At 40.7% G+C, this 19377-nt stretch carries 15 protein-coding genes; 9 read left to right on the top strand and 6 right to left on the bottom strand.

Annotated features, from left to right (window positions below; translation table 11 throughout):
• Nucleotides 1-45 precede the first annotated feature (45 nt).
• From AK824_RS03320 to AK824_RS03310, 4 genes are all read right to left on the bottom strand, one after another.
• Entirely contained in the window at nucleotides 46-1056 is a 1011-nt protein-coding gene (locus AK824_RS03320; protein WP_057758791.1) for a DNA-binding protein, read from the bottom strand.
• A 281-nt stretch (nucleotides 1057-1337) separates the two neighbouring features.
• Complete coding sequence (locus tag AK824_RS03315) at nucleotides 1338-2576, bottom strand: replication initiation protein (RefSeq protein WP_057758789.1); 1239 nt, start codon at nucleotides 2574-2576, stop codon at nucleotides 1338-1340.
• Nucleotides 2577-2969: 393 nt separating this feature from the next.
• Nucleotides 2970-3134, bottom strand: coding sequence for a hypothetical protein (locus AK824_RS13500; RefSeq protein ID WP_156410678.1), 165 nt, complete (start codon nucleotides 3132-3134; stop codon nucleotides 2970-2972).
• Nucleotides 3135-3338: 204 nt separating this feature from the next.
• Nucleotides 3339-3680, bottom strand: coding sequence for a hypothetical protein (locus AK824_RS03310; RefSeq protein WP_057758786.1), 342 nt, complete (start codon nucleotides 3678-3680; stop codon nucleotides 3339-3341).
• 261 nt (nucleotides 3681-3941) lie between these two features.
• On the opposite strand from AK824_RS03310, the gene AK824_RS03305 reads away from it, so the two are divergent.
• A complete protein-coding gene (locus AK824_RS03305) occupies nucleotides 3942-6578 on the top strand; it encodes a MobA/MobL family protein (protein WP_197411812.1) in 2637 nt (878 codons plus the stop codon).
• 30 nt (nucleotides 6579-6608) lie between these two features.
• Complete coding sequence (locus AK824_RS03300) at nucleotides 6609-7565, top strand: hypothetical protein (protein WP_057758783.1); 957 nt, start codon at nucleotides 6609-6611, stop codon at nucleotides 7563-7565.
• 187 nt (nucleotides 7566-7752) lie between these two features.
• On the opposite strand, the gene AK824_RS03295 is transcribed toward AK824_RS03300, so the two are convergent.
• Both AK824_RS03295 and AK824_RS03290 read right to left on the bottom strand, forming a co-directional pair.
• Nucleotides 7753-8028 carry a hypothetical protein gene (locus AK824_RS03295; protein ID WP_057758781.1) on the bottom strand — a complete coding sequence of 92 codons (276 nt, stop codon included), beginning with the start codon at nucleotides 8026-8028 and terminating at the stop codon, nucleotides 7753-7755.
• Between the two features lie 155 nt (nucleotides 8029-8183).
• Nucleotides 8184-8408, bottom strand: a complete 225-nt coding sequence (locus AK824_RS03290; RefSeq protein ID WP_057758779.1) for a helix-turn-helix domain-containing protein — start codon at nucleotides 8406-8408, stop codon at nucleotides 8184-8186.
• A 412-nt stretch (nucleotides 8409-8820) separates the two neighbouring features.
• On the opposite strand from AK824_RS03290, the gene parA reads away from it, so the two are divergent.
• The 7 genes from parA to AK824_RS03255 all read left to right on the top strand — a co-directional run bounded on the left by parA (nucleotide 8821) and on the right by AK824_RS03255 (nucleotide 19371).
• Nucleotides 8821-9459 carry a ParA family partition ATPase gene (parA, locus tag AK824_RS03285; protein ID WP_057758778.1) on the top strand — a complete coding sequence of 213 codons (639 nt, stop codon included), beginning with the start codon at nucleotides 8821-8823 and terminating at the stop codon, nucleotides 9457-9459.
• Nucleotides 9460-9672: a hypothetical protein gene (locus AK824_RS03280; RefSeq protein WP_156410677.1), complete on the top strand. Its 213-nt coding sequence runs from the start codon at nucleotides 9460-9462 to the stop codon at nucleotides 9670-9672.
• Nucleotides 9673-10050: 378 nt separating this feature from the next.
• Nucleotides 10051-11640, top strand: coding sequence for a class I SAM-dependent DNA methyltransferase (locus AK824_RS03275; protein WP_057758774.1), 1590 nt, complete (start codon nucleotides 10051-10053; stop codon nucleotides 11638-11640).
• Complete coding sequence (locus AK824_RS03270; protein ID WP_082624558.1) at nucleotides 11630-12943, top strand: restriction endonuclease subunit S; 1314 nt, start codon at nucleotides 11630-11632, stop codon at nucleotides 12941-12943. The genes AK824_RS03275 and AK824_RS03270 overlap by 11 nt, the downstream gene beginning before the upstream one ends.
• Before the next feature lie 52 nt (nucleotides 12944-12995).
• Nucleotides 12996-13844, top strand: a complete 849-nt coding sequence (locus tag AK824_RS03265) for a hypothetical protein (protein ID WP_057758772.1) — start codon at nucleotides 12996-12998, stop codon at nucleotides 13842-13844.
• A gap of 77 nt (nucleotides 13845-13921) precedes the next feature.
• The gene (locus tag AK824_RS03260; protein WP_057758770.1) at nucleotides 13922-17104 is read left to right on the top strand and encodes a type I restriction endonuclease subunit R; all 3183 of its coding nucleotides are present in this window, start codon (nucleotides 13922-13924) and stop codon (nucleotides 17102-17104) included.
• Between the two features lie 71 nt (nucleotides 17105-17175).
• Nucleotides 17176-19371, top strand: coding sequence for an AAA family ATPase (locus tag AK824_RS03255; protein WP_057758768.1), 2196 nt, complete (start codon nucleotides 17176-17178; stop codon nucleotides 19369-19371).
• Nucleotides 19372-19377: the final 6 nt, after the last annotated feature.

The raw sequence follows: 19377 nt of genomic DNA, 5'->3' as shown, positions 1-19377 counted from the left end.
AACGGGATTGACTTAGTTATTGTTAATAGGCCTCTATTACTAAGTTTAACTGATACTTTTAGTGTTAATTGTCTCTCGCATCTTTTCAATCTCTGCAGTCAATGAGCTACTCTTTTCCTGTTCTGATTGATAGTTAACTGAAAGCTCATCATACCGCTCACTCAATGCAGTGTACTCTGTACTAAGCAAAGTTCTCTCATGATTTAACGTGTCGTGTTGCTTAATCAGTAGCTGATGATCTGCTTCAATCTTAGCTTGCTTTTGAGTCAGCCGCTCATTGATCCCTGATAACTTATTACGTTCAGCGGTTATCGCTTTTAATTCTCCTTTTACCTCTGCTGTAAGGTTCATTATTTGGTTGTGCTCAGTAGTCACTGTTTTTAGCTCAACCTTGACTGCTTCAAGCTCTGTCTTCACACGTGTGATCTCTGCTTTATCGCTATTAGCAGTGGCTTCAAGCGTGGCCACCTTCGATATGTTGGCACTCAGCTCTTTTGACTGTTGATCAAAGCTGCTACGCAGGTCAGCAAGTTGAGCCTGAGCTGCAGCTGTTTTAGCTCGTTCAAGCTCCAGCTGGTGCTGAGTATCACTGAGTGTCTGCGTCAGCATATCCCGTTCAGCAGTCACTTGAGCCGCGGTGATAGCCGTTGCCTCTGCAGTTGCTGTGACCTCATCGAGCTGTTCTAACAAATCAGTCTGCTCACTCTCTAGTGTCTTAACCGCGTCTTGAGCCTCGTCTGTCTCAGCTTGCAACTTGGTTTTAATATTCTCTAGAGCCTCCCGTTCTCTAACCAGACGATCATTGGCAATATCAATGGCCGTTTGCCACATATCCGCGCCAAGCGTTTGTAAACGTTCAGCAATGCCACTTGGTAGCTCAACCTGTCTTAGCTGCTCTTCTTGTTGGTTATCCTGACGCCAAGACTTCATGGCTTCACTGATGGTCGTAAATGATCCACCACCCAGCGCCTTACGTACTTCTGCTAAAGTAGGTTTGATATCTTGTTCGTGCAGTTGATCAGCGGTAGCATGAATTTGCTGTGTAGTAATGGCCACAATTATTGTCCTTAATTTTGTATGAGTAAATATGTAGCGTTTGTATTATGTTGTATATAGTATAATACAATATACAACATAATACAATATAAGATATAAAAAAACCTCAAGCAATCTTGAGGTCATAATCGTTAGATTATGGCTAACAATCAATTAAGTACTCCTCTAGCGCATTATTATCATTTATTAATGATTAGCGCTGGTTTTTTTAGAGAATCATAGTGTCTTAATACTGCCAAGGCTAGCACCTAACCACCCAGCAATAGGATGTTTTTGTCAGTCTACGTATATTCTAAATAATCACGAATAGGACATTTATTGAAAACTGAAGAATCCGTCTTTAGTCTTTTGACCATCTCAATTGCCCACTCTGCCTCATTTTGGCCTGCTAGACTGGTGGAGCTGACCAGATGGTTATAATTGGCTATAAATTCTTTATTCAGAACAATGCGTTTTAATTGTGCGTCGCTTAGACCTTTAATTGAAAAAGGATTCAGATCACTCTTCAATGCTTTTGACTGCTTAGCCTCTACCTTGGCTTGACTGCTATCTTCAAAACTAAACACAATCTCACTCACCACCCGCCCTTTTTTCTTTTGAGCGTAGGTTATACGGTAAGGCGTGTGCGTATGAATATCACTGATAGCTTTATCTAATACATAACGTTTGAAATCAATATTCCTACCATAGCTATCAACGCAATTAAATTTTTCACGTAAATAGTCAACGGTATACGCCTTTTCTTTGTATTTTTGGAACATACAACTGGCAATCAGCTCAAATAAAATCATGCCATAACTACCAAGATTAATAATCCAATGTCGCTCCCATTTGGTAAATGGATTTTCACGATCGAATACTGATAGCATCTCAATCACTGTATCGGCCAGTATAATTTCTAACTGTCCCTCGTTTTCCTTATATTCGCACTGAACAAGCCAAGACACTCCAGTTCTATGCGTCCGTTCATTATTCTTAAAGTTCCAAAAAAAGAATGCTTTGTGCAGCATGCTATTAGCAACTTCTGCCAAGGTACGGTAAATACTTTTTTTGCCTAAATTATATTCACGGGCAAACTCTAGCGCATTAACCACAAACATTCGTTTTCTGGCATCAGGGTCTTTTTCTACATGCTTACGTACTAAGGGCGATAAAAACATAATCAGACGCCGCTCATTCAAGTCCAAATCTGAAATGGCATTTAATAAACGGTTTTGCATCACCAGCCATTTGTCACTGTAAATTGGTTTGGGCTTACTCTCAACTTGACTGACATTCTGTAATGGTTTGATTTCTTTAACGTCTGAGGTAATCAAATCAAAATTAAAATCAAATTTTGATTCTATGACAGGTTCAATAATAAGGATAGTGGCACCATTATCACCCACTGTCCTTCTTACATGAGCGGTAAGTTCATCGCGCTCTTGTTCGCTTAAATTTTTATCTACTTTGACCGTATAAGACTCGCCTATAGACTCTCGTAGGTTATTTTGGAACTGTGCCATCTCATTTTTATTCATATCGTAATATTTCGCTAGATTAATGCTTATGGGGAATAATAAACAATATTAGTGGAATTTACAAATTTACTTTCCACTAATACCGCTTAAACTTCCACCTTTAACCGCTTAAACTTCCACCTTTAACCGCCTAAACTTCCACCTTTAACCGCCTAAACTTCCACTATATAAAAATATTTTTCCGCTGTAGACCAAGTGAAGTAAGTGTCTGTGCCGATTTTCACCTTCAGGACAAAAGCTTTTAAAAATTATTAAAAAATAAGAAATATATTTTTGTTTTAAGTAATAGGAAAATAGGCAAAAAAACCGACGAATTTGAAATAATAATATGAGCTACCAACTGCTTTTAAAATTATTTAGTAGCTCAACCAGCTGTTGTCCGCTTACTTGATATTAATCCTCACTTTCATAGTGCGAATCAAGAGTCGACCTCTGGAAATCTTCAAAAGCACGATCAAAGATCTTTTGAATGTCTGCATCTGTCATTTTGGACAAAGCTGGTTTCATGTTTTCAGTCGCATTTTTTGTAGATAATTTGTCTTCATTTTCAGTAGCCATTATCGATACCTCTGTAAATACATCTCAAATCGTTGCTAGAAAGCCTAAAAAGCACCCTTATACGCATTCTATGCTCTGTTCTATACACTGATAGCTAAATATATTTTAAAGCGCTTAAAACAGCTAAAAATCGCCTTCTAACATTTTACTAATTAGAAGACGATTCAGTTGTACGGATGAATAGGCTATTGCTAACAGTAACAGTTATTGCGCTGCTGATTTGTCATCAAACAATGAACCGTACTCACTGTCTTGATTGTCTTTATTCGAAGTAAAACTGCTTGATACCATCTTAGCCTCACCTTGCATCTTATGAGCAATTGACTTTAAAAACTCACGGTGCTTTTTCAAACGGACATACTTTTCATTATCGTGTGCGTCTAAAAAAATGGCTTGCAGTTCATGATTGTCATCATCGTCTAATGCGTTGGCCAACCACTCCCCCAATATTTTATGTGCTTCAAGCCTGTCCTGATCAATCTCTTTTTTAAGAGCCTGCAATTGCTTAATCTTATTTGCGAATAAATCATCTGATATTACTGACATTACTTCATCCTTTTTTAGCCAACTATGATAGAGTTGATCCTAGCAGTACATACACAGGTATGCAAGGTAGTAAAATACACAAGACCACATCGTTTCGTGGGCGCAGTAGTATTTTAACCCTCTGTTAAGAGCGAACTTAGGAGTTTATGTAAAAAAGGCCCACAAGGGGCGCTATTTTTTTACATAAACTCCGTCGTTCGGCAGGGGGCGAACCCCCTACAACCCCCAAAAAATCATCTCTCAATGTTGGGTTTTTTTGCTATGAATAATAAAGGGTTTCATCTGTCAGTTAGCGCCGTTAGTAAGGCGAAAAATCATAGCGTGGTGGCAAAGTCGGCTTATAATTCTGGCTCAAAACTGGCTGATGAGCAGTCAGGAGTCGTCCACGATTACACCAGTAAAGCTAAAGACAAAATCTTAAATTTAGTGGACAGTGATGGTACTAAATACACGCAAGTTATTGAGAAAAATGTGATGCATACGGCGTTGATAACGCCAACTCTTGCTGGGGATCTAGCAGTGACACGTGAGGGTTTTTGGAATGATATCGAACGCATTGAGACTCGTAAAAACGCTCAATTAGGTACTGAGATTGATGTGATGTTTCCTGATGGGATCACCGCTGATCAGCGTATAGTTTTGGCCGAGCGCTACGCTCAAACCTTATCTGATCGCTATAACGTGCTTGTCGATGTAGCCATTCATCGGCCACACAGTCACGAGAAACATGTGGGGGAGGTTGAAGTGGTTGAGCTGACCAGTCGTAACTTTCATGCCCATATTTTACTCTCAAGCCGTGAGATAGTAGCGGATGTTGAGGGTTATGCTTTATCAGCACGCAAGAATTGGTTGCAGTGGTCAACGGAGGAGCGTTTATCTAAGGGGTTAAACGGGCGCGGCGATGAGCTTAAATATCAACGCACCCTTTGGGCGGATATGGCCAATGAGCTACTGCCTGAGAATAAAACCATTAGTGAGAAATCCTACCGTGAGCTGGGCATCAGTCGTTTACCAAAAATGAAACTGGGTAAGTCACTATATAAGGATATTCTCAAAGGCAATCGTTCAGTGATTCATGAGTACAACGAGACGATTGATGAGATCAATGCTTACATTGAAAAAAATGGTCTGGTAATTGAGTATGACGACAAGGGACGTATTGACCTAGAAAGCAATGAACAAGAGGTTAACGGCGTCACAATACATTATAAAAAGCGTAAACCCTTTGCGCGAATTGAGCTCAGTAATATCCGCTTTGTAGATCCTGCCGCTGAACTTGAACCCGCTATTCCTAAAAATAAGAGTCAGACGCATAGTGATGCGGCCAATGATCACGCACTTGATGAGCTTTTAGCAATCTCAGCCAACTTTGTGAGTCAAAAAAAGATGGTACGCAGCGCCTTATTTTCAACCATTGATGCGCTGCATGAAGAGTTAGCGCACCAGTCTAAACAGATTATTACCATTGATAAAAACATTAAGAGTACCCAGCGGTTCACCGAGGAGGTGGGACAGGATTTTAGCGAGCCCCGCCAAAAAATGATTGAGCTTGCCCAGAAAATACATACGACAGAGCAAAGTGAGGCACTGAAAACGGCTTTAGTGTTGGTTGATCAATTTAGACAAGATGACACCCTACAAACAGGCCGCGCTGTTAGCCGCCTTGAAGAGCAGCTGTCACAGATTGATAAAACGATGCTGAACAATAAAACGGTTTTAAAAGAGCTTATTCCCCTTAACAATCGAGTTATTGATGATCATAAGGCGCTTAAGGCCACCCTAAAACCGTTTGCCGCAACGCTGAATAAGCTGGCTACTGACTTTAAATCGCTTGATGAGATTGATGTTGAAAAAACTGAGCTGCAGCAGCACTGGCGCGAGGCGTTTGAGGATTTGCAGGCGATCGAGGTAACGAGCAACCTTGACACCTATCATAAGTTCGCGGCACTGGCAGATCTTGATGTTGAGCGTTTTAAAGCGCTTGAGCAAGAGCGTGAGGCGCTGCGTGCTCTTAAAGCGGTAGAGATAGATGATACCGCTGAGGCACGTTTGCAGATGCTTGTATCTGATGTAAAGACATTTAAAACCGCCAATAATGAAGACATCAAACAATTAAAGCTGCAAATCAATACCAGTCAAAAAACCTATCAGCGCCTATCGCCGTTTTATGAGCAGCGTATTGCCCTTCTTGATCAAAGTGAAGCGGTGATTGTGCAAGATGATAACTTATACGATGAGATTACCCGTACCAAGACCACTCAATTGAACGCAGATCGGCTTGATGACTGGCGTACTCGTACCATGGCGCTCCAATACCAGCTCAACAAAGCGCGTGAGCAAGCCGAAACTGAGAACAAAGCTAGGCGTGAGCGAGAGGAAGCAGAGAAGCGGCGGCAAGAAAAACAACAAAAAGAGCAAGATGCTACTGCCCTTGCGCGTACCCGACAGGCAGAAGTCAAGGCGTATCAGAGCAGGTTTGATAATATGCTGGTACGGGTTAAAGACCGTATTGATAAGATCGACTTTAAAGCGATTGATACTACTGCCACTGTGATAGAGGCGGCTGAAAAGTTAGCTGCTGAGGCCCTCGTTTTAAAAACGCTTCAGCATACTGATAACGTCACCGCGTTGCAAAAGCGTTTGCGAGACACGGATGCAGAACGGGTGATGATAGACAGAGATACGTCGGTACAGACACTATTACAAGCGCTCGGCACGCTTCCTAGCGACCGTCATAAAATTGATACTATAAACGCGCTTAATGAGCGTTTTGAGCAGGTTCCTGACATCCGCGTGGGCACGCAAAATTTAGCGCAAATCTTGGCCGCACAAGTGCTGGATATAGACAATGCTATTCAAGAAAAAGCGCGCCATTACTCGTCACCACGCCCATTTTAGTTGTGATGATTACAATAATGAGTACTTACTATGAATAAAAATGACCGCACTGAGCAAGACATACACGATCAACTTGTTAACCTAGTGACTTCATTGACTCCGGTCATTGGGGCCTTGCGTGAGCTGATTAAGCGAGCCGATGATGCGGTAGCGAGGCGGCTTGAGCGTTCGCTTAGCGGTATTGATAGCAAGGTGAATGAGGTGTCTTCTGCCATTGAAGAATTAGGTAGTAGCGCAAGCACGACTTCGCAGGCATTGAGTCAGTATCAAGAACTCGTGTTAAAGCAGCTACAAGCGGCAGTGACTGCTTTTACTGACAATGAGATGCCGCGTCGTTATGATGACAAAATAGCAGGCATCATCACCGATATGAAACAGCAGATTGATACGGCTGTAGAGTTGGTCGTTACTGCTAAAAACGACAGCATAGAGGTACAAGTGAGTACCATGCAAGCGGTGGCTGACAAGCTTGGCGCAAGCGCTGACAATCTAGCCCTATTCACCAATCAGTACCAAGCTGGTCATAAGCAGATTATTGAAGACATTGAGACCTTTGAGACCACCACCAAAACGCGGATTGAGCAGGTTGAGGGTAGAGCTAGTAAAGACTTGGACAAAATTCATAAGTCCATTGAGACTATGAGTATTAAAAGGATTGCAGCCGTTGTCGCAGCGGGTACGATGGCTGTGATAATAAGTTTGGTGGCCCTGGTATTTTGGTATGTGCCAAGCTTTGATGAGATTGCAGAGATGAGATACCAGCAAGCAGAGCTACAGCGCGGCATCGATGAGCTTGAAACGGGGTGGAAGCAGGCATTTGATAACGCTCAAAGTCAGCAGATTATTTTGGCTTGTGATGTTAATGAAGCGCAGCCTGATGCAATCAGCTGGTGCGTTAGAGCAGACAGCAAAAGTGTTTTGAGAGATGAGAGAGGCTTTGTTTATTATAAAATAGCTGGGGTGCCGCGTGCAGAGCCGACTGAGTAAAGGCATATGGTAACAGTAAGCCATATTGCCCAAAAGTGCGTCTTCTGAGACATATAAGACTGAAAAAAGCTTGTTTGATTGTCGTTATCTTTGTCTATATCAAGAAGCCAGATAATGACACTTTATCTGGCTTTAAGGATTATTGTTTCTTGTTAAACAAGAAGTCTGTAAATATAAGCTAAAGCCATTACGCTGCTTGGTCAGTGTGAGCTGTGACCAACTCTATAAAAGCAGTTTCAAGGGTGCTTAACGCATGATCGTCAACGATAAGACCGTCATCTAGCTGTCGTTGCACCCAGACATAAACCGCTTCATCATTATAAAGAATGGGGTCAACACCAAGTAGGGTTGCCAGCTGTAAGCCTTGCTGTATTTGTAAGCTTAATAACAGCTGAGAGGCTAACGTTTTAGTCTGTTCACTAAACCATGTGCAGCTATTGAGCCGAGATAGATTGTTATTCATTGGTATTCTCCTATAGATCATTATATGCATATAATAAATAAAATGACTTACTACAGGTCAAATTATACCTATATTTTAATCTATTGCAAGAGAAAATAACCTTCTGTAGGTCTTTTTATTCGTTTAAAGACAATCACAGCTCATGACAACGTTATTTATGCTGGTGACTCACTGCTGTCCTCATTTATGATTTCGTATAAATCACCAACATTGATTCTAAGATAAGTACATAAAGACTCGATGACATCTAGATCAACACGGGTGGCTTCTTCATGATACATGCGAGTAATGGTGCCACGATTGATGCCAGTATCTCTTGAGATATCGGCAATTTTAAGGCGTCTTTCACCCATGATGGTCGATAAGTGACACTTCACCATAGTGGTTCCCTCATTCATATTAGTGGTTTTTGATTGGTGAGCGGATTATAACGAATATGAGCGGCTAAAGTATTGCTTTTAGTAGCTCATATTGATACTTGATAGCTACACTTTATATGTTAGCAGTCAGTTTACTGGGGCATCTCAGTCTTTGATAAATTTATGCATTTTTATGAATATTATTCACATAGAAATTCAGTCGATATCAAAGATATAGTTATTTTTTAAAAATGTTGCTATTCATCTAACTATTGAGTAAAGTCTTAATAATACTCAAATACTCAAATACTCAAATACTCAAATACTCAAATACTCAAATACTCAAATACTCAAATACTCAAATACTCAAATACTCAAATACTCAAATACTCAAATACTCAAATACTCAAATACTCAAACTTAGGATTGCTCTATGAAAGTCATTGCTGTGTTGAATCAAAAAGGAGGCAGTGGCAAGACAACTATTGCCACTCAATTAGCTCGTGGCTTGCAGCTGCAAGGACATAGTGTATTGCTAGTAGATAGTGATCAGCAGGGCAGTGCACGGGATTGGCGAGCTGTAGATGAAGATAATCCAGTACCAGTGATAGGTCTCGATAGACCTACGCTTGATAAAGATCTAAAAAACGTCTCTGATAAAGAGTATGTGGTGATTGATGGTTCACCACAAGCAACTAGTTTGGCTTTATCTGCAATTAAGGCGGCTGATTTTGTATTAATTCCTGTACAGCCTAGCCCATACGATGTCTGGGCGACTAGCGATTTAGTAGACTTAGTAAAGCAGCGTATAGAGATGACTGACGGTAAACTAAAAGCAGCCTTTGTAGTGTCTAGGGCAATTCAGAATACTAATATTGGTAAGGATGTGGCTTCAGTTTTACTAGAGTACGGTCTACCTGTGTTAGATAGTAGAATTATGCAACGTGTAAGTTATCCAAATAGCGCAGCATTAGGCAAGACCGTGTTTGATACTGAGTCAGTGAATAGTAATGCGGTACAAGAAATGACAGCATTGGTTAATGAAATTAAAACATTCTTTGATAAGGAGTAAATGATGAGCTTAGCAGCAGGTCGTCCCAGCAAGAAGGTAAAAGATGAGTTATCTTTGTCAGACGTGACCGATAGTCCTCAAAAAACGGCACGAGTAAACTTTAACATTGACAAAGATAAGTATATTGCATTCAAAAAGTTTGCGCTTGATAACCGAAAGACAGTGACTGAGCTATTAACTGAAATGATTGAAGAAAAGTTGGTTGAGCGATAGGCATAAAAAATCCGATTTTTTATGCCTATAAAAAGGATATGTATAAAAAACTCAAAAAACTATACATATTATCGGATTTTAGGGCTGATTTTTGACAACTCCCATTCAGCCAGAATTTTTCATAGTGACAGACTAATAACGAGTATTGTTACCCTTGATTTGTTACTGTTAATCTATACGTAGTTGCGCTATCTATGCGCTATTTAGAAACTATCTTTTACTGCCTAACCTGTAGAAAGATTGTACTTCTTACAGGTTAGATTTGTTTTAGTCCGATATTTCTACAGGTTAGCTTTATAAATACCTATTAAAACAACTGGCTAACTGAATTCAAACTTTAACTAATACTGCCCCTCAGAACATAGAGAACAAAAAAACATGGCTAAAACACCTGCAAATAAGAACGACACTATAAAAGACGGTCGCTTTGAAGAAGCCCTTTGGGATGCTGCCAACAAGCTACGAGGTAGTGTTGAATCCTCAGAATATAAGCATATCGTCCTTAGCCTGATTTTCTTAAAATTCATCAGTGATACTTTTGAGCAGCAGCGCCAAAAGCTTATTGATACGGGCTATGAAAAGCATATCGACATGGTGCAAGCCTATACCAAAGACAACGTATTCTATTTGCCTGAGGAGAGCCGCTGGAGCTTCATTCAGCAGAATGCCAAGCAAGAAGACATCGCGCTTAAAATCGATACGGCGCTTAGCACCATTGAAAAGACCAACCAATCATTGAAAGGTGCATTGCCTGATAACTACTTCTCGCGTCTTGGCTTAACGGCCAGTAAGCTTGCCGCCTTGATTGATGTGGTCAATAACATCGACACTATTGGTAATCCAGAAGAAGACACGGTAGGGCGCGTGTATGAGTATTTCTTGGGTAAGTTTGCCGCAACTGAAGGTAAAGGCGGTGGTGAGTTCTATACGCCTAAGTCGGTGGTCAATCTGATTGCAGAAATGGTTGAGCCGTATCAAGGCAAAATCTATGATCCCTGCTGCGGTTCAGGCGGTATGTTCGTCCAGTCCATCAAGTTCATCGAGAGTCATCACGGCAATACCAAAGACGTGTCTATCTATGGGCAAGAGTACACCAGCACGACCTATAAGCTCGCTAAGATGAACCTTGCCATTCGTGGTATCTCTAGCAACTTGGGTGATGTGGCTGCTGATACGTTCTTTAAGGATCAGCACGAAGACCTAAAAGCTGACTTCATTATGGCGAACCCACCTTTTAACCAAAAGGATTGGCGCGCCTCTGATGAGCTGGTTGATGATCCACGCTGGGCAGGCTATCCGACACCGCCGACGGGCAATGCCAACTATGCATGGATATTGCACATGATATCCAAGCTATCTGAGCACGGTACAGCAGGTTTCGTACTGGCCAATGGTTCGATGTCTACTACTACCAGTGGTGAGGGTGATATACGCGAGCAAATCATTAAAAACGATCTTGTTGATTGTATGATTGCGCTACCGGGTCAGTTGTTTTATACCACGACCATTCCGGTGTGCTTATGGTTCATCAGTAAAGACAAAGCCGCCAAATCTGTTGATAGCCAAGCACGTGGGCTGCGTAATCGTAGCGGTGAAACGCTATTCATTGATGCCCGTAATATCGGTGCGATGATTGATAGGACGCATAAAGAGTTCTCTACTGATGATATTGAGGCGATTGCTAAGACGTATCATGCATGGCGCGGTGAGGCGGAAGCTGGCGGTTATGAAGCCTATAGCGATGAGGCAGGTTACTGTAAATCAGCCAGTCTGGAAGATATCAAAGCCAATGATTATGTACTTACTCCGGGGCGTTATGTCGGTGCTGCGGCAATCGAAGATGATGGCATTCCGTTTGAGACTAAAATGCTGGAGCTAAGCCAAACGCTATATGCACAGATGCGAGAGTCTGAAAAGTTAGATGCAACTATTCGTCAGAACTTGGAGGTGTTGGGTTATGGCGAATGATTGGGAAGTAGTTTCATTAGTAGAGCATTGTAAAAAAATTGGTAGTGGTGCAACGCCTAGGGGTGGGAGTAGCGTTTATCTCGAAGAAGGTGAAATCACACTAATAAGAAGCCAAAATGTTTATAACGAAGGTTTTAAAAGAGATGGTTTGGTCTTTATAACGGAAGAAGCTGCTGAAAAACTGAAAAACGTTATCGTGGAAGAAAATGATATTTTGCTAAATATCACTGGTGACTCGGTTGCTAGGGTTTGCATGGTCGACAATCAGGTCTTACCTGCCAGAGTTAATCAGCATGTTTCAATAATTAGACCTAAAGAAAGCTCGTTTAATCCTTCATATCTAAGGTATCAACTAGTATCACCGCAAGTACAACAATTACTATTAAATTATGCAAGTGCAGGTGCAACTCGACATGCTTTAACTAAAAGCATGATAGAAAATTTAGGTATTCCTAAACCAGATTTAGATACTCAAAACAATATTGCTCATATCCTTGGTTCTTTAGACGACAAAATCGAGCTAAACCGACAAATGAACGAAACGCTAGAGGCCATGGCGCAGACGTTGTTTAAGAGCTGGTTTGTTGATTTTGATCCAGTGATTGATAACGCGCTCGCAGCTGGTAATGCCATTCCTGATGAATTTATCGAACGTGCTGAGCAGCGTAAAGCGATTAAGGAAAAAGACAGTTCAGATATTCAGGCATTATTCCCTGATGAATTTGAATTTACGGAAGAAATGGGCTGGATTCCGAAGGGTTGGGAAGCTGGTTCCTTAGATAATATGTTTGAATTGCAAAGGGGTTTTGATTTACCAAAGACAAAACGCACTGATGGACTTTACCCATTAATGGCAGCTAGCGGTCAAGATGGCACTCATGATGAGTATAAAGTTAAAGGGCCTGGTGTGATAACAGGGAGAAGTGGAAAACTTGGAGTTGTAAGTTTTGTAAATGCTAATTACTGGCCGCTTAATACTACTTTGTGGGTAAAAAATTATAACCAATCAAACCCATACCATGCTTATTTCTTTTTGCAGACATTGGATTTAGAAAAATATAATTCTGGTTCAGCTGTACCTTCCCTAAATAGAAATAATGTCCATAACTTAGCTCAGATACTGCCATCAAAAATAGTTTTAGATAAGTTTCAGGAAGTTGTTAAAAGTAGTTTCGCAAAAATAGCTGAAAACAACACTGGTATCGAAACTGTTGCCAAGCTCCGTGACACCCTTTTACCCAAGTTAATGTCGGGCGAGCTACGCATTCCAGATGCTGAAGCACTTGTGGATGAAGCTATATAGCTTTTGATAGTAAACGTTTATCCCAAAAATATAATCATTAATGGAGTTCAAGATGAAGAAGCTTTTACTTAGTTTGGTGCTTAGTTTAGGTGCTTTATCAGTAACTCCTGCAATGGCTGCCGCTCCTGCTTTCTCTGCCAGTCAAATGGCTCAGGTCAAAATCAAGGACTTGAGCTTTAAAGAAGTCATGCGTGAGTTCTATAGTGGTCGTATGGGTTATGAGTTTATTGATGATGAATATATTGAGTCGATGCCAAATATTGGTTTAGACAGTATTGATAGCGATGGAGAGAGAACAGTTGCTCTAATGCATCCGGTATTGCCTTATAAAAATGTAGCAGGTGAGCCACGTTATTTGGCCATCATCGAAAAAGTGCAAGTCAATAATGGTTCATTGGTTTCTTGCCATGTTTGTGGTGCAACAGCTGATTTATACAGTTTTCAAAAGCTAAGTAACGGCCAGTTTCAATTGGTAAGTAAAACACCAAAGGACGTGGAGTTTTCTACTAGCTGGGGGCGAGTTGGACTTTATGCCGAAGATATTCAGAACGGCCTACAGCCGTTGGGGAAAAACCTAATGGGCAGTATATTTATGAATAGTTATACCTCTACTGGAACAACGGATACCTGGTGGGATGTCCTATATTTATCTGAAAATGCATTTATTGATGTATATACATTAGGTGATGCTGGTTCAAGTAATGCTGGGAATTATGAGGAAGACTCACCTCTGTACTACAGCTATGATGTTGCTTTTAAAGTCATGCCTGAAAACACTACTTATTATCCTATTAAATTGACTTATAAAGGCGATAAACCTACTGACGACTATGAGCGTATCAATAGTGTCAATTACAGCAAGATCGTGAAGTTCAATCCGGTGAAAAAGGCTTATGAATAATTTAGCTTTGGTTTAGCCGTGAACTGGCGTATTAATCGTTGATAAAGATAATATAGACTAATAAAAAGGACTTATAGTTGAAATTCACCGAAGACCGACTTGAACAAGCCATTGTCGAGCTACTAGCATCTGAGGGCTATCCACATACGGTTGGCGAAGCACTCGACCGTAATCCTGACGATGTGCTGATTAAGCCTGATCTTCGACAGTTTCTAGCCACCCGTTATAAAGATGACTTGATCACAGAATATGAGATTGAGTCCATCATTCATAAGCTTGAGTACCTTCCTGCGTCTGATCTGTACGATACCAACAAAGCCATCATGAAGTTTGTCGCTGACGGTTTTTTTCTGAAGCGTGAGGACTATACCCAAAAAGACCTATACATCCAGCTCATCGATTATGAAGCACTCGATAACAATCGCTTTCGTATCGTCAATCAAATGGAGATACAAGGCTTTGAGCTGCGTATTCCTGATGGCATTCTTTATATCAACGGCTTACCACTGGTAGTGTTTGAGTTTAAGAGCAGCATTCGTGAAGATGCCACCATGTTTGATGCCTATACCCAGCTGACCACCCGTTATAAGCGCGATATTCCAGAGCTGTTTAAATACAATGCCCTATGTGTCATCAGTGATGGGGTCAACTCAAAGATGGGCTCGTTCTTTGCCCCGTATGAGTTCTACTACTCTTGGCGCAAAGTCACTGGCGATGAGAAATTAGAGAAAGACGGCATCCATTCCTTACTGAGCATGATGAGCGGATTATTTGATAAAGCGCGTTTGCTCGATGTCATCCGCAATTTTATCTATGTGCCTGACAAATCCAGCAAGGAAGAAAAAATCGTTTGTCGTTACCCGCAGTATTATGCAGCCACCAAACTGTTTGATAATATTAAACGTCATATGAAAGTGCTTGATGCAAACGGCAAGTTTGACGAGAGCGATGCTTTACGAGATGGAAAGGGCGGTACGTACTTTGGCGCCACTGGCTGTGGTAAGAGCTATACCATGCTGTTTCTAGCGCGTCTGCTGATGCGCGACGTTGAGCTTGGCAGTCCAACCATTATTTTAATCACTGATCGCACTGATTTAGACGGTCAGCTGTCTGAAACCTTTACCAATGCTAAGACCTATATCGGTGATGAGAATATCATCAGTGTGGAAAGTCGAGCGCATCTACGCGAACAGTTAAAAGGTCGCAGAAGTGGCGGTGTGTTTTTGACCACCATCCATAAGTTCACTGAAGATTTAGCGTTGCTGACTGAGCGTACCAACGTCATTTGTATCTCAGATGAAGCACACCGTAGCCAGATTAATCTTCAGCAGAAGATTACCGTCACTGAAGACGGTGTCAAGAAGAGCTACGGCTTCGCTAAGTACCTGCATGATTCATTGCCCAATGCCACTTACGTTGGCTTCACAGGTACGCCGATTGATGCCACCCTTGATGTCTTCGGTCCAGTCATTGATAGCTATACCATGGTTGAGTCAGTATTCGATGAAATCACGGTGCGTATTGTCTATGAAGGTCGCGCTGCCAAGGTGCTACTCGATAGCAAGCAGCTTGACGAAGTAGAGAAATACTATCAAGAAAGTGCAGATGCTGGCACCAATGAGTATCAGATAGAGAAAAGCAAAAAAGCCATGGCGAGTATGTCCACCATACTTGGTGACCCTGACCGCATCCGTGCCATTGCTGAAGACTTTGTGACACATTATGAAGCGCGAGTAGAAGAGGGCACAACGCAAAAAGGTAAGGCGATGTTTGTCTGTAGCAGCCGGGAAGCTGCCTATCAGTTATATAAAGACATTATAGAGCTGCGTCCTGAATGGAACGAAGTAAAAGCATGTGAGGAAGGCTCAACCTTGTCAGAGAGTGATAAGAAAAATGTCATGCCCATGGAGCGCGTCAAGATGATCATGACTCGTAACAAGGATGATGAAAAAGGCATGTGGGACAATCTGGGTAATAAAGACTACCGCAAAGAGCTTGATCGTCAGTTTAAGAACGGCAAATCTAACTTTAAGATCGCCATCGTCGTCGACATGTGGCTCACAGGCTTTGACGTACCCTTTCTCGATACCATCTACATTGATAAACCCTTACAAAAGCACAGCCTGATTCAGACTATCTCACGGGTCAACCGTAAGTTTGAAGGCAAAGAAAGCGGGTTAGTCGTTGATTATATCGGCATCAAAAAGCAGATGAACCAAGCGCTCTCACATTACACCAGTGGTCAGGTTCAAAACCTAGACGATATTCAAAAGTCAGTCGTGGTGGTCAAAGACCATTTGGATCTACTAGATACCGTCTATCATAAGTTCGACTCTAGCCTATATTTTAACGGCACGCCATTAGAGCAGCTGAACTGCTTAAATGCGGCGGCTGACTTTGCGCTGCAATCTAAGAAGCTAGAGAAGCGTTTTATGGACTTGGCCAAGCGTCTGAAGTCTGCCTATGATATTTGTGTGGGTAGTGAAGCACTCACAAAGGCGCACAAAGATAAGATTCATTACTACCTAGCCATTCGTACCATTATCTTTAAAATCACTACTGGCGGTGCACCTGACGTTGAGCAGATGAACCAAAAGGTACGTGACCTGGTCAAAGACGCGCTGATGAGTGATGGCGTTGAAGAGATCTTTAAGCTGGGTGATAACACTGACGGTGAAATTGATATCTTCGATGAAGACTACTTAGCCAAGCTTGAAGTGATTAAGCAGCCCAACACCAAGCTAGAGCTACTACAGCAGCTACTCGCTAAAGCCATTGGTGAGCTTAAAAAGACCAACAAGGTGAAGGGCGTTGATTTCAGTAAGAAGATGAATGCTTTGGTTGAGAAGTATAACGACCGTGACGAACAAGACATACTGCGCGCTGAAGTCATTGGTGATTTCTCTGATGAGATCATCAAGCTGTATAACGAGCTACGGGTTGAGATGGCGTCGTTTGGTGAGATGGGTATCGACTTTGAAGAAAAAGCGTTTTATGACATTCTGCTATCATTGGCGCATAAGTACGATTTCACTTATCCAGAGGACAAGCTGATTGAGCTGTCTAAAGAAGTGAAAAAGCTCATCGATGAGAAGGCTAAATACACTGACTGGAACAAGCGTGATGACATCAAAGCTGAGCTACAGTTTGATTTGATGGTATTGCTCGATGAATGGGGCTATCCACCTGTAGATTCCAAAGAGGTCTACAAAGAGATATTTGAGCAGGCTGAGAACTTTAAGAGGCATCGGGTGGTTTAGTTATATTTACACGAATTTAGTATACTTTTATTTATCAAAATACACTAAGACCTTTCTATACGGATAGCGTTATGATCGAAAGTTTCCAAGTAAAAAATATTGCTACCTACAATGAGTCAGGCATTAGTTGTAATGATTTAGGTAAGATTAACTTTATATATGGAACCAATGGAAGTGGAAAAACCACTCTTTCTAATCTATTAAGAACTCGTTCTCCCAACTGTACAATAAGATGGTTGTCAGATAGACCCCTTGATATTCATGTTTATAATAAGGATTTTAAAGAGAAAAATATACTCAATAATGCCAGCTTGAACGGGGTGTTTACAATTGGTGAGGACGATATAGATAACGAAAAATTGATCTTAAAAAAACAAAATGAAGTTGAAGGTTTAGAAAAAGTAAGTTTCGGACTAGGAAAAAGCTTAGCAGATAAGAAAAAAGACTTACTAGATTTAAAGAAAGAGGTCGTTGATGCTGTCTGGTTTGATAGCGGAGAGTTGAGAAAAAATGCTTTAAAAAGCCCACTATCGGGATATCTTGGGAAGAAAGAGGATTTTTTTGCGAAAAGTTTGATCGAATTGGGTGGCACAGCAGCACTCCTAGATTTGAAGGAATTAGAAGAACAGTCAGAGACTCTTTATGGCAAGGCTCCTTCGTCTTTGCCAAAGATTATAAGCCCTTCATCAGGGCTAGATCAGGTAGAGAACAATGATATTTGGAAAGAGATCATTGTAGGAAAAGGTGACATTAACATATCAGCACTGATAGAAAGTTTGAATATCAGCTCTTGGGTACGTGAAGGATCGACCTATCTCCAAGATAATGTGGAAACATGTCCATTCTGTCAAAAGGACACAATAGACCATAATTTCAGAGAAGATATTCACAGTTATTTTGATAACAACTACACAATCAAAGAAAATCTATTAAAGTCTTTGCAAAATGCATATACCAGCTACTCAGATAAGTTGCTCAATTCATTCCAACAGATAGCCGACGCTCACAAAGTTAAAACCTCCTATGCTTTCGATTCGGTTTCGTTTGAACGGTTTATGGCTCAACTTAGAACTAAAATCCAATTAAATATAAACCTTATAGCTAGCAAGTTAGAGAAACCTAACAGGGTTATCGACATAGATGTCACTATGACTGAAATCGGGCAACTACAGAAAATTATTAATGAAGCAAATAGCCTGATTGATAAACAAAACGCATTGGTTTCAAGATTAGGTGCTTCAAAAGCAGAACTAGTAAGAAATTCTTGGCGATACATAGCTGAACTAAATAAGGATAATCTAAAGAAATATAATAGGGAGAGTAAAAATGCTAATAGTGCTATTAGGAGTATTAATGAGCGTCTAGCGACGACGGAAGCTAACATTAAGAAAATAAATAGAGAGATAGCACAACTATCTCAGAAAAAGACGAATACTAAAAAAACAATTGATGATATAAACAGCTCTTTGAGTTACTTCGGGTTTACGGGATTTTCTATAGTGGAAAGTCCAGATAGTAACAAACACTATCAATTAAAGAGAAATGATGGTTCTATTGCTAATGAAACGTTGAGTGAAGGTGAAGTTTCTTTTATAACTTTTCTTTATTTTTATCATCTTTGCAAAGGTGGATCGACAGAAAGTACGATAAATTCAAACCGAGTGATCGTTATTGATGACCCTATATCAAGCTTAGATAGTAACATCCTATTTGTTGTTAGTAGCTTAGTAAAAGATATCATTTACGATATAAACAATGATAGCAACCACAAGATAAAACAACTAATAGTCCTGACTCATAATGTATATTTTCATAAAGAAATTTCCTATACAAGTAACAAACTAAAAGCCAGCTGTAGAGCTAACTTCTGGAATCTTAGAAAAGTTGGAAATGTTACGAGCATAAAAAACTATTATAATAAAAACCCTATAAAAAGCTCTTATGAGCTTTTATGGCAAGAGTTAAGAGAAGATTCAACGTCTCAAACAACACTTCAAAATTCTATGCGACGTATCATTGAAAATTATTTCAAGATCCTTGGAGGGATTGAGGATAATGACATTTTGGCATGCTTCTCATGTACTCACGAGCAATTGATTTGTAGATCTCTTATATGTTGGGTTAATGATGGATCTCACTGTATACCAGACGACTTGTACGTTGATGACCAAAGCTCAACTATAGATGAATACAAACGCATATTTAAAGATATCTTCAAGCATACTAACCATCTTGCACATTATGAAATGATGGTAAGAGAAAAATGAATTTGA

Origin of the sequence: Psychrobacter sp. P11G3, from assembly GCF_001435845.1 — a bacterium.
GTDB lineage: Bacteria > Pseudomonadota > Gammaproteobacteria > Pseudomonadales > Moraxellaceae > Psychrobacter.
Note: the sequence above shows the minus strand (reverse complement) of the source record. Positions and strands in the feature narration are given on the sequence as shown.